The organism is Methylopila turkensis (genome assembly GCF_027922325.1).
Lineage (GTDB): Bacteria > Pseudomonadota > Alphaproteobacteria > Rhizobiales > Methylopilaceae > Methylopila > Methylopila turkensis.
In genome coordinates this window covers 879,214-893,214 of the sequence record NZ_BSFL01000001.1, presented here as the reverse complement: position 1 = coordinate 893,214, position 14,001 = coordinate 879,214, and the positions used below count along the sequence as shown (strand labels likewise).

Sequence of the window (14,001 nt, the reverse complement as noted above, 5' to 3'; positions counted from 1 at the left end):
GCCCGTCGACATCCCATCAGGAGATTCGACATGAGCAAGTTCATTCTGGCCGCCGCGGCCTTGGTCGCGACGTGCACGACCGCGATGGCGCAGGACGCCAAGCAGGCCCCGAGAGGCACAGAAAGCCTCCCCAAGGCCTGTCAGGACGCCTCGCCGGGGCAGGGCATGACAGGCAAGGCCATGGAGATGGGCGACATGGCGGCCCATTCGATGTCCGACATGGGCGAGGCCCAGACGGCCTCGATGAAGGCGATGCAGGACATGGACAGGACCATGCGCGCGACCCACGGGATCAAGGACCCCGACCTCGCCTTCGTCTGCGGAATGATCGCCCACCATCTCGGCGCGGTGGCGATGAGCAGGATCGAACTCCAGCACGGCAAGGACGAACAGGCCAGGTCCTGGGCGAAGAAGATCATCGCGGACCAGGAGAAGGAGATCTCCGAGTTCGAGGCGTGGGCGAACGCCCGGGCCAAGTGACGACCACACGGCAGGCGTCGGGGGCGGCCGCGATGGCGGCGCCCGGCGTCGAGGAGACGACATGAGCACGACCACGCACCCGACGGCCTCGATCCACCGCATGGTGATGCCGTCGCACGTCTGTCCCTACGGGACGAAGGCGGTCGACCTCCTGAAGCGCAGGGGCTTCGAGGTCGAAGACCATTGGCTGAGGACGCGCGAGGAGACCGACGCGTTCAAGGCCGAGCACGGGGTGAAGACGACCCCGCAGGTCTTTGTCGAGGGACGGCGCATCGGCGGCTACGACGACCTGCGCCGCCATTTCGGGCTGCACGTCCCGAAGCCCGGCGAGACCAGCTACAGGCCAGTCGCCGCCGTGTTCGCGATGGCCGCTCTGATCGCGCTTGCGGTGAGCCACGCCGCGTTTGGCACGCCCTTCACGGTCCAGGCCGCGGAGTGGTTCGTCTCGATCAGCATGTGCGTGCTTGCGCTGCTGAAGCTGCAGGACGTCGAGAGCTTCTCGACGATGTTCCTCAATTACGACCTGCTCGCGAAGCGCTGGGTTCGCTACGGCTACGTCTACCCCTACGCAGAGGCCCTCGCTGGCGTTCTCATGACCGCAGGCGCGCTGCACTGGGTGTCGATCCCGGTCGCGCTGTTCATCGGCTCCATCGGCGCGGCGTCGGTGTTCAAGGCGGTCTATGTGGACAAACGAGAGCTCAAATGCGCCTGCGTCGGCGGCTCGAGCAACGTGCCGCTCGGCTTCGTCTCTCTGACTGAGAACCTCATGATGGTCGGCATGGCCGTCTGGATGCTCCTGCGGTAACTCGCATGGCCGCCGACAAGAGCGGTCGCCGATCCCAAACATCCAGAGCCGAGGAGGGAACGATGCAGCAGTTGATCACCCGAAGGATAGCGCTCTCCCTGATCGCGACAGTCGTCGCAGTCGGCCAGGCTCGCGCCGGGGCCAAGCCGCGGATGGTGGTCCACAAGGACCCGTCCTGCGGCTGCTGCGAGGCCTGGGTCGACCATGTCCGCGCGGCCGGCTACCCGGCGGAGTCCGTCGAGACCGACGCCATCAACGCCGTGAAGGCGAAGCTCGGCGTGCCCGTCGGCCTGCGGTCCTGCCACACGGCCGAGATCGACGGCTACGTGCTCGAGGGTCACGTGCCCGCCTCGGCGATCGACCGCCTGCTGGCCGAGCGCCTGAAGATTCGTGGCCTCGCGGTTCCCCGGATGCCGATCGGCTCCCCCGGCATGGAGGTCGAGGGTCGCGATCCCGAAACCTACGACGTGATGGCTTTCGGAGATGGCGAGCCGCGCTCCTTCATGAAGTTCAAGGGCGGCAATTCGATCTAGCGCTGCGTTGGAGATCGATGTATAGTGTCTGCACATATGAGGCAGTGCATGCCTGATGTGTGTAGAGCGAAAAAAAAGGCCGCCGGGACTAGTCACCCCGGCGGCCTTTTTATTGACCGATGCGCGCGCGGTGCCGCATAATGGAGGTCAACTTCGCTCTACATCAATTTGCGGCTGACCCCGCACGCGGAAAATGCACCAGCAGCTCGCCTACAACGACGTTCATCACCACGACCACGACCTTCGCAGCGGCCCGCGCTTCCTCGCGGATGTCAGCTCGCGGCCCTCGCACGTGCGCTTGGCGGCCTCCAAGGGCCAGACACACGCGCCCGTCGACGGCCACGAGCCGGCCTCAACTAGGCCGTCGTCGAAGCCGCGTTCTGACAGATGCGTAAATTCGGGCCGCGTGATTTCACGTCGTCGCGACGCGGCGCACGCCTTAGACTACCAGACGTTCGCGCAGGGTCGGCTCAGCGCCCGTCACGGGGTCGGTGTAGTCTATAAGGGAAAGACCTTCTCCTCCTCCTTCCACCCTGAGGCTGAGAACGACAACGAGAAGGCCGCGGACGACCTCCTCGAGGACCTGCTGACCGACGGGGACGCCTCGGCCGCGCCCACGTCGGTCAGCAGCTTTCCGCACTGGTCCACCCGCTGGATCGGCCACCCGACCACGCACCGAACCTGCGCGGCGGAGCGCGACCTCTCGGCCAACATGCGGCTCGACGCGGCGTTCTATGCGGCCCTTGAGGCCGGACAGGTCTACGCCTTCACGCTGCACCTTAACGACGCCAACGAGGCGAAGGCCCGCGCCGTCGACGACGCAGCCGACTGGATCTACCGCCGGATCTGCCTGCGGCTCGGCAAGATCCAGAAGCTCATGCTGTTCGCGATGGCGGTGGAGGATCGCACCTCCGACAAAAAGCGATCGCTGGCGTTCGACCTCGAGCGGGACTTTGACCGCAAGAAGAAGGCGCTCGCCAAGCTGTTCATGCGCGACGACCGGCGCGTTCACGTTCACGGCTTCATCGTCATCGCCGACCACGAGATGAAGGACGTCAAGAAGGCCCTCAAGCTCGCGGGCGGCGTCGGTTTCGGCCGCGGCCGTCAGCTTATGGTCAAGCCCGTCTACAGCGTGGGTTGGGCAAGCTACATGATGAAGCACGCGCATCTCAGCAACCCGAAGTTCCTGCCCCGCATCGCCGGCACGAGCTGGGCGCCGCGCTTCAAGGGCGAGCCCATGAAGATGTCCGGCCCGCTCCGCTCTCTCGCGAAGGCGCACTACGAGGCCTTCAGGGCGCACCAGAAGGCGCGCGTGGCCGGAACGCCCCGCGCCTCGAGGCCGACCCGCAAGCCCCGTTTCCGGTGGCCGACCGACGTGCGGGCGATGCTGGGGTCGACCACGCTGACGCCTCTGTCGCCGCCCGCCTCGGTGCTCGAGGCCCTTGCGGCCCACCTCGATCGTGCCGCCGCGCGCCCATCGGCCGCTCCTCGCTGCGCCCGGCGCGCCGCCGCACGTCACGGTCGTCGCGTCGTCAGCCGCCCGCGCAGCGTTGCTCGGCGATCAGATCCTGTCGCCGGCGCCCGGCGCGCAGAACCACCTGTATTGCTGGCCGCCTGAGTGGGCTCTTCGCAGCAGGGAGCGCCTAAAGCTCCATTGCTGAGAGAGCCACCTCACCGGACATAGCACCGAGGGCTTGATCGAGCGCTGAGGCAAATCTGTTGAGCTCTTCATAGCTCGTCAAGAAGCGAGCGGTGCAGGTCTGCTGAAGGTCAACGTCCGCGCCGTTCCAAACTTCAGTCGCAACATCGGTGTGAACGAGGATTGCTCCTCGAGTTCCATGCGGTCGAACGACTACTCTAAGATGGATCTGATCGAGCTGGCCTTGCACGCCCTGTTTCCAGAACCCTCCCTCAAGAGTGGCGGGATTATCCGAGGAGAGAGGGAACGCCATCAGTGCAGGGACGAATGTCTGGCGAACGCTCATCGGTTCGAAGTGAGCCGCGCTGTAGCCGGAGAACGTCGACGTAGTGACTTTGGCGTGGATCACCACGGTCAGCGTGTCGTCCTGTTCGATTGTTAGGCGGAGTTGGCTCTTGGTCATGGTGCAGCGACAGTCATGCGCCCGTGCCGCGGGCGCCTCGGTGTGCGAGGAGGCGAACCCAGACTATCGCCCGGCGCGCGGTTCGCCGCCAGTCGATCGAAGACGTGAGGCAGGCAGCTTAGGGGATCTGGAATGTCGCCCGGTGACTCAGCGAGCGCCGCTGGCGGCGTTCTCGTTATCGGCAGCTACCCAGCAGCTTCCGACCGCAGTGTAAGCTGGCGAGCGCATGAGCTTGACCAAGCTGCTTGGAATTCGGTTATTGCGAGCCGCAGACTAAGGTCGACCAGACTGGAGTGGGAGGCAACTTTGATGGACGCCAGCCTTCGCGTTGTCACATCGATCCCACTCGATGAACTCTGGGACGAGGTAGGAGCTTTCGGGCGTCGTGTGGCCTATTTGTCTGTAGAAGAAATAAAGACGCGTTTAAGGGTCAGTCCGATGCTGTTCGTTGAGGCGAACGTTGGGGACCGACTTCGCTGGACGTCACCGGACCAATGCTACGAGCGCTGGAAGCAGATCTCGCTTCACATTGCTGACCCTAACAGCGTCTTTCTCGAACATTTTTCTGGCGGCTGGGCCTTCGTCGCCTCCGAATGGGAGGGGCGATTGGCCGAGCAAATGATCGTCTTCGAAATGCATCATTGAACCTTGCCGCAGCGGCGGTAGTAGGTGCCTGGAGTAAGCCGGGAGCGGTCGCTCGCTTGGATATCGCCGAGGCGCGGAAGATCGCTGCCGCCACCGCGAGGGCGTAAGGCCGACGGCCGGGCCGAGGAACTGGTGCCTCTGGTCGAGGAGGCGCGGTCGCAGAACATCACCGCGGTTTCGAAGATTGCGGACTTCCTGAACGCTCGGGGACATCGCCCGGCCCGCGGGGACAAGTGGACCGCCGCGGCCCTGCGTCGGCCTCTCGCGCGGGCGAACGAGATCATCGCCCTTCGCGATGAGGACCGCCGGCGGCAGGAGGAGGCGATTACGCTCGAGGCGAACCTGAAGAACCCGGAGTGGGGCATGTGGTGACGACAAGGTTGGCGCGCCGAGAACGCCAACACGCGCCCCAGCGCGCTCAGGGCGCCGCTGGCCGCAATCTCGACATCGAAGGCCACACCAGCAGCTCCCGGTCGCGCCGGCTGCTGGTGAGTCTGTGAACGAGCCGCAGCACCGACCAGCAGACGATCATGCGCCCGCGGTCGCTTGGTCAGCACGGGCGCGCAACGCCTCGTAGAGCTGCGCAGGCCCCAGCAGCACGTCCTTGAGCCCGTCGCGCACCTTTGAAGAGTCGAGGGCCTGCTTGCTGAGCGACGAGTGCGCCTCGAAGGCGTCGATGATGGCGTTCATCAGCTCCGCCGTCAGGGTCGGCGAGTTGTCGAACTGCGCCTTGGTGTTGTTGGCCGCCTGCGTCACCAGGATCTCGGACTCGAGCATCTTGTCCCGCAGCGTCGTCACGTAGCTCAACTGGTCGCCGTCGGTGGTGTCGCCGCCGAAGAGGTCGTTCACTCGCGCGATGATTTCGGCGAGGAGCGCCTTCTCCTTCTCCTGCACCGAGCCCGAGCCCATCCCGGTGATGGGCATCAGCTTCGTCTCGTCGCGTTCCGAAACGTCGAGGCGGCGCTGGCCCTCGTTCCTGAGGTTGTGGTGGGTCAGCGTCACCTTCGAGAGGTCGACGCCCTCACGCTCCCGGCCGAACTCGAGTAGCGGCACGAGACGCTTGTAGAACAGGAAGCGCTTCTCGACGGCCGTGTTCGCGTAATCGAATATCTGGGACAGGAAGCTGTAGGCGCTCTGGTAGGCGACCGTGTCGGCCCTGAACAGCAGCAGCGCGTCGAGCTCGTCCTTGGCCTCCCCGGCACCGACGCCGTCTTCCTGCTCGGTGGCGCGCAGCAAGCGCTCCTGTGCAGCCTTGAACCGCTTGAGAAGGCGATCCGCCACCGGCTCGATCGCCGCGATCAGGTCGCCTTGCTTGGACTTCGGGTCCATCTCGACGGCGGCGACACGGTCCACCTCGAACTCGTCATAGTGCCCGCTGGCGTCGAGCTTGGCCTTGAGGTCGAGGACGATGTTCGGATCCGTGACGCCTTCGAGCTCCGCCGTGTCGTAGTAGGTGCGGAAGGCGGTCAGGATCTCCTCGGACGAGTTCACGAAGTCGAGGACGTAGGTGGTGTCCTTGCCGGGATGGGCGCGGTTGAGGCGCGAGAGGGTCTGGACCGCCTGTATCCCTGCGAGCCGCCGATCGACATACATCCCGCAGAGCAGGGGCTGATCGAACCCGGTCTGGAATTTGTTGGCGACCAGCAACAGGTGGAAGTCGGCACCGGCGAAGGCCTCGCGGATGTCCCGTCCCTTGAGGCCGGGGTTCAACGTGGCGCTCGCCTCCGTGAACGGCTCTTCGCTCGACTCCCGGTCGTTCACCTCGCCCGAGAACGCCGCCAGCGTGCCGAGCCCGTAGCCCTTCGATTTGATGTAGCTGTCGATCGCGAGCTTCCAGCGGACCGCCTCGACCCGGCTTCCGAGCACGACCATCGCCTTCGCCTTGCCCTCGAGCAACGGCTGGACGTTCTCGCGGTAGTGCTCGACGACGATCTCGACCTTCTTGGCGATGTTGTAGGGGTGGAGGCGCACCCAGCGCATAATGCCCTTTAGCGCGGCGCTGCGCTCGACCTCCTGCTGCTCCCAGTCCTGCCCGTCGTTCGCGAGCCGAAAGGCCAACTTGTAGGGCGTGTAGTTCTTCAGCACGTCGAGGATGAAGCCCTCCTCGATGGCCTGGCGCATGCTATAAACGTGGAACGCCGCCGGCAGGTTGGCGGGGCCGGGCGGCTGGTCAGGGTCCGGCCTGCGGCCGAACAGCTCGAGCGTCTTGGCCTTCGGAGTCGCGGTGAAGGCGACGTAGGTGACGCCGGTCTCGCCGGCTCGCGCGGCCATCTGGGCGGCGAGGATGTCCTCGGCGCTCATCTCGCCGCCGTCCTGAAGGTCGGCGATCTCCTGCGGCGACAGCAACTGCTTGAGCTTCTTCGCGGCCTCGCCGGTCTGAGAGCTGTGCGCCTCGTCGGCGATCACGGCGAACCGCTTACCCTCGGTGGCCGCGAGCTCGCGCACAGCGTCGAGCGCGAAGGGGAAGGTCTGGATCGTGCAGACGATGATCTTCTTACCCTGCGCCAGCGCCTCGGCGAGCTGGCCGCTCTTGGCGCCGCCCTCGCTGCGGATCGTCGCCACGACGCCGGTGGTGCGCTCGAACCCAAACAGCGCATCCTGCAGCTGGGAGTCGATGACGTTGCGGTCGGAGACGACGATCACCGTCGAGAACAGCTTCCTGTCCGCCTCGTCGTGCAGGTCGGCGAGGAAGTGCGCGGCCCAGGCGATCGAGTTCGTCTTGCCGGAGCCGGCGGAGTGCTGGATCAGGTATTTGCCGCCTGGTCCTTCAGCGCGCACCGCCGCCGCGAGCTTCCGGGTCGCGTCGAGCTGGTGATAGCGCGGGAAGATCACGCTAGTGATCGCGTTCTTGGCGTTCCGCTGGGCGACGAGGTAGCGGCCGATGATCTCGAGCCAGCTCTCGCGTTCGAGAACCTCCTCCCACAGATAGGCGGTCCGGTGCCCGTGCGGGTTCGTCGGGTTGCCGGCGCCGCCATGGTCGCCCTTGTTGAATGGCAGGAACCGCGTCGCCGGGCCGGCGAGCTTGGTCGTCATGTGGACTTCGCTGTTGCTCACCGCGAAGTGCACCAGCGCGCCGCCGGGGAACGACAGCAGCGGCTCGCGTGCCTTTCCCTTCGGCTGTGGCAGTCGGTCGAACCGAAACTGGTCGATGGCGTCGGCGATCGACTGGGTGAAGTCGGTCTTGAGTTCGAGGGTCGCGACTGGCACGCCGTTCAGGAACAGCGCGACGTCGATCGAGTTCTCGTTCGCCGCGGAGTAGCGGAGCTGCCGCACGACGCGCAGACGGTTCGCCTGATAGGCCGCGATGATGACAGGGTTCGTCCCGAACGCCGGGCGGAACTGAGCGAGTTCGATGCGCCCCTTCACGCCCACCATGTCGACGCCGTGCCGGATGACGTCGGGAGCGCCACGGTCGTCGATCTGCTTGCGGACGCGGTCGAGCAGCGCCGCGGCGGCGTCCGCGCTGTGGCTGCGGCCGAGAGCCTCCCACGCCTTGGGCTGGGTCTGCTGCACCCATGCCACGAGGTCCGCCGGGAACAGCGCCCGCTGACGGTCGTAGTGCGCGGCGGCGCCCGGCTCGTAGATCCAGCCATGCGCCGCGAGATGCGCGCAGATCTCGTCCTCGAAGCTGATCTCCTTGTGCAGGCTCAAATCAAAGCCTCTACCTGCGCATCCAGCTCCTGAGCTTCCCACTCCTTGTAGGTCAAGCCGCTGCCCTCCAACCGCCAAGACGTCAGGCCGTTGGAGTTGCGGCCTTTGATGACGGCGGCAGCGGCGCTGGGGCTCTTGAACGCGTAGTTCTGAGTGAACACGCAGTGCCCCCCTTGAGGGGCCAGCACACCGGCGCGAACAAGCTCGTTGTGAAGCTTTTCATAGGAGCTGTTGGGCTCCCCGGTCCAATGTATTCGCGCCCTGGATCCGCTCTCAACGACCAATTCACCGTCGAGATAGAAGGCGGTCGCCGTGATCCCGTGCTTCTTTAGGTCGAGCGTGAACCGCACGGCTTCCGACTTCGGGTCCGGCGCTGTCTCCGTTCTCGGCTTCACCGGAGGACGGGCGCTCTGCACGAACAGGTCGACTCGAACAGCAGGCAGAACCATCAGGAGGTTCTCGAGGAACGCCTCCATCTTGGCGATGTCGGCCTCCGAGAGGCTGGGGCGAGCAGGCTGGGGGCCATTCTCGAGCGGCGTGCGGCCGACGCGGCGGGCCACCTCGATCAGCCGCGACTCGAGATACTTCGCGTGCGCCTTGTTCAGGCGGTTCGCGGTCGCCGTGACCAGCACGGCCGTCGTCCACCAGTCGCGCTTGACGTCGTGGCTCCGAATGCGGCTGCTGATGTCCTCGCCTTCTCCCACGTAGGCGAGCGGCTGGCCTTCCTCTGTCTCGCCGAGCAGCAGGTAGACGCCGGTGTATCCCGCCTCGGAGCGCCCGAGCGCCGCCTGGATCTGCGTGCGCGGCGCCGTGAGCACGTGCCCCGTCCAATTGAACATCTCCGCCGTGACCATGCCGTCTGGGCGGCCGTCGACATAGTAGAGCTCCAGCGACTGCCCGACGGTCTGGCTCATGCGAACAGCCCGCCGATGTTGGTCTTCGGCCCGGCGCCTGTCGGCACGAGGCCGTGGCGGCGCATCCAGCCCAACCGGTGCGGAAGCTCATGGCGGTCGAAATTCTCGGCCTTCGTCTTATTCCACGCGGTCAGGAAGCCGTTGACGATCCAGTCATCTGACGGCGTCTCGCCATCGATCAGGGCGTCGTTCCAGACGGCGTAGAGCGTGGCGACGGCCTCGGCGGCGCGCGTGTCGAGGTCGGCGAAATCTGTGATGAGCTTGTCCAGCTTGGCGACGCGATCGTCGCCTAACCATTCAGCGAGTTCACCACGACTACGGCCTCGAGCCGCAACGGGGCGATATCGAACCATCTTGCGGTTGCCGGGATCATCGACGGCGAAACCCATATCAGCGGCCGCACCCTCTATCTCGTCGATCATATCCTGGTCCAAAGGACCGTAGGGCATGCGGACGTAGCGTCCCGCGAGTTCGTTGACGTTGGCGTGGGCCTCGACGAGGTAGAGGAGCTTTTGCAGTTTTGTCCGCCCGAAGGTCGCTTGATGCGCCGAGCGGTCGATGATCTCGGCGGCGATCAGCCGGCGAGCGCGAGCTCGATCGACGGGGAACGGCAGCACCTTGGCGGAGCCGCGCACGTCAATCTTGCCTGTGACTGCCGCCGAGATCAGGGCAGCACGGCGCTCATTCAGCAAATCGATCGCGCTCTCGCAAACGCTTACCGCCTCATCGATCTGGCTTTCCTGCGACTGCAAATATCCGACTATCTGCTCTTGTTCAGTTGGAGGAGGGACGGATACTTTCAGCGGATGGACGTCATTACGATCAACGCCAGGGACGGCTGATTTTGCTGCATTCATCACAAATAGATGCGAGACATTCATTAGCAAATACTTCACGAAATGTGGATTCGGAAGCGCGATCTCGACGCTATAGAGCGCTGTATTTAAAGGCCAACACGGCTGTTGCAATAAGTAAAATTGCCCTATTGAACCATATCGTCCAGTTACGATCGTTGCAGACGACGTTATCGCAGTGTCGTGATAGCCGGAAATACCTGCTGAAGACACTATCGGGATGGGCCCAGAAACCCTGTCATCGGCAGGAAGATCATGCCCTCGCTGGAAGAACACCGCTCTTTTAAGCGCCTTGACCTCCCAGTGCGCCGGCACCTCGCCAAGCCACTCGACGCCGCTGTCCATCATCGCGGCCTCGGGGTTCAGGCCCTTGGTGACGGCGTGGGAGATGACGGCCTGCCGCTTCTCCTTCAGCAGCGCGATCAAGCGCCGCTGCTCCTCCACCAGCGCGTCGATCTTTGCCGTCTCGCGGTCGAGGAAGGCGGCGATGGCTGTTTGCTCGTCCAAGGGCGGAACCGGCAAAGTAAATTCGTTGAATGCGTCAGACGGAAGTCGCCATCTACCTAGTTGCGAGGACCCCTGACCCAATGGATAGAAAAGCTCCTGCTCATACCCCATCTGGAAGATGTATAAGAAATATCGCGAATTGATGTTGTCATTATCTCGTTTGGCGAATACGCGATAATCAGGACTAGTTACGCCGGGAGCGCTCGCGATGTCGATCCATCCGGTTAGCAGGTCCATGTGATTCATGGCGTAGTCGCCAGGGTAAACTAATTGATACTTAGAGTAGTCCATTGAGAGCTGGCCGTCGTTGCTCTCCGTGTCCTTGATGCGAATGCCGGACTGAGTAATGGACAGTATGTCATGGCCGATCTCTCCAGCTATTCGCTTCTTGATGCAGAATAGATGTCTGACGCGAGCAATGGTCCAATGGCTTGGTATTTCTCCTAACCACGCGATATTGCTTTCTGAGACGTTAGGGTAAGATTTGAAACTCATGCCGCCAGCCCCTCGAGCATGGCCTTGATGCGCGTCGTGACAGCGTCGAGGTCAGCGTCGATCTCGCCAAGCGCCCGCGGCGGCTCGAACACGTAGAAGTGCCGCGTGAACGGGATCTCGTAACCCGTCCTTGTCTTGTCGTGGTCGATCCACGCGTCGGCTGCGTGCGGCAGCACCTCGCGCTCGAAGTAGGCCTCGACCTCCTCGTCGAGCGGCACGTTCTCGGTGTCGCGCAGGCTCGAGTCCGCCTGCGGCTTGCCCTTCGTTTTACCGCGCTGGCCGATGACGGGCTTGCCGGCCTCGTCGAGCAGCGGTCGCTCGACCGTGATGGTGCGATAGCCGAAGGCGCTGTTCGCGAAGATGCGTGAGAGCGGCGCGAACTTGACCTTGCCGCCCTCGGGCGCCGCAGGCTCGGCCGCGCCCTCGAGCACGACCTCGCGGCCGATCTCCTTGCCCTCTGCGTTGAACAGCGTCGCGAGCCGCGCCTCGACGAACCCGCCGAACAGCCGCGTCACGGTGTCGATCTGCTCGGGCGACATCTCCTTGCGCTTCGAGCCGAGCGTCTTGCGCATCTTGCGCCAGAACGAGCTTGCGTCGATCAGCTGGACCTTGCCGCGGCGCGTCTCGGGCTTCTTGTTGCTGAGGATCCAGACATAGGTGGAGATGCCCGTGTTGTAGAACATGTCCGTCGGCAGGGCGACGATCGCCTCGACCAGATCGTTCTCGAGCACGTAGCGACGGATCTCGCTCTCGCCGCTGCCGGCGCCGCCCGTGAACAGCGGCGAGCCGTTGAGCACGATGCCGAAGCGACAACCGCCTTCTTCGCGCAGGCGCATCTTCGAGAGCAGGTGCATGAGGAACAGCAGCGAGCCGTCCGACACGCGGGGCAGGCCGGGGCCGAAGCGCCCGTCGAAGCCCCGCTGCTCGTGCTCGGTGCGGACCTGCTTCTCGACCTTCTTCCATTCGACGCCGAAGGGCGGGTTCGACAGCATGTAGTCGAACCGGCGCCCGTGGTGGCCGTCTTCGGAAAGCGTGTTGCCCGGCGCGATGTTGGCGATGTCCTGCCCCTTAATGAGCATGTCCGCCTTGCAGATCGCGTAGGACTCCGGGTTCAGCTCCTGACCGAACATGGTCAGGTGCCCCTGGGGATTGTGCTCGGCGAGATACTCGCCCGCGATCGAGAGCATGCCGCCGGTGCCGGCCGTCGGGTCGTAGATCGTGCGGACGACGCCCGGCTTGGTCAGCGCCTCGTCGTCCTCGACGAACAGCAGGTTGACCATGAGCCGGATCACCTCTCGTGGGGTGAAGTGCTCTCCGGCCGTCTCGTTGGAGATCTCCGCGAACTTGCGGATCAGCTCCTCGAAGGCGAGGCCCATCGCGGCGTTGTCGACCTTCTCGGGGTGGAGGTCGATGCGCGTAAACTTCTCGGTGACCTGATAGAGCAGCCCGGTCTTAGCGAGCCGGTCGATCTGGGTGTGGAAGTCGAACTGCTCGAAGATGTCGCGCACCGCCGGCGAGAAGCCCTCGACGTAGCGGCTGAGGTTCGCGCGGATGTTGTCCTGGTCGCCCATCAGTTTGGGCAGGTCGAGCGGGTCGGCGTTGTAGAAACCGGCCTTGGCGGCGCGCAGCAGGAATGGCTCCGGGTTCACGCCGAGCGCGCTCTTCGCCTTGTGCTCGGCCAGCACCACAGCCTTGGTGGGCTCGAGCACGCAGTCGAGGCGCCGCAGCACCGTAAAGGGCAGAATCACCCGGCCGTATTCGGACTGCTTGTAGTCGCCGCGGAGCAGGTCCGCGACCGACCAAATGAACGACGCCAGCGCTTGATGGTTCATGCTTCACCCGTCGCCCCGGCGGCCCGAGGAACGGCCGCGGAGCGTTTTACCCCGATCGAAAATCAACGATGGTCGCCAACCAGCGCGGCGACGTCTTCCCCGAAGCAGATTCCCCTGCGGGTGCAAGCCTAGATAGCGGCGGGGAAAAGCGGAACACCTGACGGCGACCAGCCGAGCGGATCGCTCGGCGGTGCGCCTGATGGGTCACAGGCACCGGAGGCACACTCCTGAGAGGCCGATCAGGGAGCGGTCTGGTCTGCGCGTCGAGATCGCTCCGGCCGCGTTGCAGGCCAACGACGTCATCAAGTGGCGCGGCTGTAACGAAATAACGAAAGCGCTAATTGACGAAAAATGTAAATAACGAATGACTTACTATTCTTGCTTGCTGGTCAAATACATTTTGACGTCTGCTGACGAATCAAGCATTCGGTGGCTCGGTGTCGGTCACTAGTGATAGCCGCAGATGCGCGAGATGTATTTGTCCGACGGGACTTACTTCCTCCTCCGCGCGCGGATCGTGTGCGGGGGCCCGCGGGAGATCGAGGTCGCGCTCGTCGATATCGGTCGCGAACCATTTCCTGAACTGGTGGACGCCTTATTGAAGGCGGCGGCCACCACCTGCATCCTGACTGGCGGACCGGACGTCACCAAGATCATGCTCGTGCTCGGCGCCGTAGGACGGATCTGGCCTGCCTCGCTTTATCGAGACCTTGATTGAAAGCCGAAGGGGCAGGTCCATGACCTTGTTCAACACCGACGTCTACGACGTGCTGATCGAGGTCGGCATAGCGGACGACAAGGCGATGGCCGTGGCGGTCGCGTTGACGCCGCAGCCGCCGTCTTCAGCTCACCAGCCTGTGGTGGGCGACTTCACCATCTACGACGCCTTGCGCGCCATCGGCGTCGGCGACGACAAGGCCCGGGCCTGCGCGATCGCGCTCACGCCTCAATCGAGATAGGCGCCGGAGTCGCTTGCGGACATTCTGCTGCCGGCTGGCGCTGCCATGGTTTGCTGCCATGAGCGCGCCGGGTGGCGGTCAAGATCTCAAGAGAATGAACGAGTATTGAGAGTTGGCTGGGGGACCTGGATTCGAACCAGGACTGACCGAGTCAGAGTCGGTAGTTCTACCGTTAAACTATCCCCCACCGTCGCCGTCCGTGGCCGGAACGACCGGCCGCTGCG

The 14,001-nt window shown here is 64.2% G+C and carries 13 protein-coding genes and 1 tRNA gene; 8 read left to right on the top strand and 6 right to left on the bottom strand.

Going from position 1 to position 14,001, the window contains the following annotated elements:
• Nucleotides 1–30 precede the first annotated feature (30 nt).
• The 4 genes from PKE78_RS04185 (at nt 31) to PKE78_RS04170 (ending at nt 3,436) form a co-directional block, all read left to right on the top strand.
• A complete protein-coding gene (locus PKE78_RS04185; RefSeq protein WP_271199580.1) occupies nt 31–480 on the top strand; it encodes a DUF305 domain-containing protein in 450 nt (149 codons plus the stop codon).
• A 61-nt stretch (nt 481–541) separates the two neighbouring features.
• Complete coding sequence (locus PKE78_RS04180; protein ID WP_271199579.1) at nt 542–1,285, top strand: glutaredoxin; 744 nt, start codon at nt 542–544, stop codon at nt 1,283–1,285.
• Nucleotides 1,286–1,347: 62 nt separating this feature from the next.
• On the top strand, nt 1,348–1,818 hold the full coding sequence (locus PKE78_RS04175) for a DUF411 domain-containing protein (protein WP_271199578.1): 471 nt from the start codon (nt 1,348–1,350) through the stop codon (nt 1,816–1,818).
• Nucleotides 1,819–2,011: 193 nt separating this feature from the next.
• Complete coding sequence (locus PKE78_RS04170) at nt 2,012–3,436, top strand: hypothetical protein (RefSeq protein ID WP_271199577.1); 1,425 nt, start codon at nt 2,012–2,014, stop codon at nt 3,434–3,436.
• Between the two features lie 25 nt (nt 3,437–3,461).
• Here PKE78_RS04170 and PKE78_RS04165 read toward each other — a convergent pair whose 3' ends face one another.
• The gene (locus tag PKE78_RS04165) at nt 3,462–3,920 is read right to left on the bottom strand and encodes a hypothetical protein (protein ID WP_271199576.1); all 459 of its coding nucleotides are present in this window, start codon (nt 3,918–3,920) and stop codon (nt 3,462–3,464) included.
• 309 nt (nt 3,921–4,229) lie between these two features.
• Between PKE78_RS04165 and PKE78_RS04160 the strand changes: the two genes are divergently transcribed.
• Both PKE78_RS04160 and PKE78_RS04155 read left to right on the top strand, forming a co-directional pair.
• Nucleotides 4,230–4,565: a hypothetical protein gene (locus tag PKE78_RS04160; protein ID WP_271199575.1), complete on the top strand. Its 336-nt coding sequence runs from the start codon at nt 4,230–4,232 to the stop codon at nt 4,563–4,565.
• Nucleotides 4,566–4,697: 132 nt separating this feature from the next.
• Nucleotides 4,698–4,937, top strand: coding sequence for a hypothetical protein (locus tag PKE78_RS04155; protein ID WP_271199574.1), 240 nt, complete (start codon nt 4,698–4,700; stop codon nt 4,935–4,937).
• A gap of 156 nt (nt 4,938–5,093) precedes the next feature.
• Here PKE78_RS04155 and PKE78_RS04150 read toward each other — a convergent pair whose 3' ends face one another.
• Genes PKE78_RS04150 through PKE78_RS04135 form a run of 4 tightly spaced genes read right to left on the bottom strand, consistent with a single transcriptional unit; the run spans nt 5,094 to nt 12,818 of the window.
• Nucleotides 5,094–8,216: a type I restriction endonuclease subunit R gene (locus PKE78_RS04150; RefSeq protein WP_271199573.1), complete on the bottom strand. Its 3,123-nt coding sequence runs from the start codon at nt 8,214–8,216 to the stop codon at nt 5,094–5,096.
• A complete protein-coding gene (locus PKE78_RS04145) occupies nt 8,213–9,130 on the bottom strand; it encodes a GIY-YIG nuclease family protein (protein WP_271199572.1) in 918 nt (305 codons plus the stop codon). Before PKE78_RS04145 ends, PKE78_RS04150 begins: the two co-directional genes overlap by 4 nt.
• A complete protein-coding gene (locus PKE78_RS04140) occupies nt 9,127–10,986 on the bottom strand; it encodes a restriction endonuclease subunit S (RefSeq protein WP_271199571.1) in 1,860 nt (619 codons plus the stop codon). Before PKE78_RS04140 ends, PKE78_RS04145 begins: the two co-directional genes overlap by 4 nt.
• Nucleotides 10,983–12,818 (bottom strand): type I restriction-modification system subunit M, encoded by a 1,836-nt coding sequence (locus PKE78_RS04135; RefSeq protein WP_271199570.1) that lies wholly within the window; start codon nt 12,816–12,818, stop codon nt 10,983–10,985. Before PKE78_RS04135 ends, PKE78_RS04140 begins: the two co-directional genes overlap by 4 nt.
• Before the next feature lie 463 nt (nt 12,819–13,281).
• Between PKE78_RS04135 and PKE78_RS04130 the strand changes: the two genes are divergently transcribed.
• Nucleotides 13,282–13,536: a hypothetical protein gene (locus PKE78_RS04130; RefSeq protein WP_271199569.1), complete on the top strand. Its 255-nt coding sequence runs from the start codon at nt 13,282–13,284 to the stop codon at nt 13,534–13,536.
• A 19-nt stretch (nt 13,537–13,555) separates the two neighbouring features.
• Nucleotides 13,556–13,777, top strand: coding sequence for a hypothetical protein (locus PKE78_RS04125; RefSeq protein WP_271199568.1), 222 nt, complete (start codon nt 13,556–13,558; stop codon nt 13,775–13,777).
• A gap of 113 nt (nt 13,778–13,890) precedes the next feature.
• Here the strand turns inward: PKE78_RS04125 and PKE78_RS04120 are convergent.
• Nucleotides 13,891–13,964, bottom strand: a tRNA-Gln gene (locus PKE78_RS04120).
• Nucleotides 13,965–14,001 lie beyond the last annotated feature (37 nt).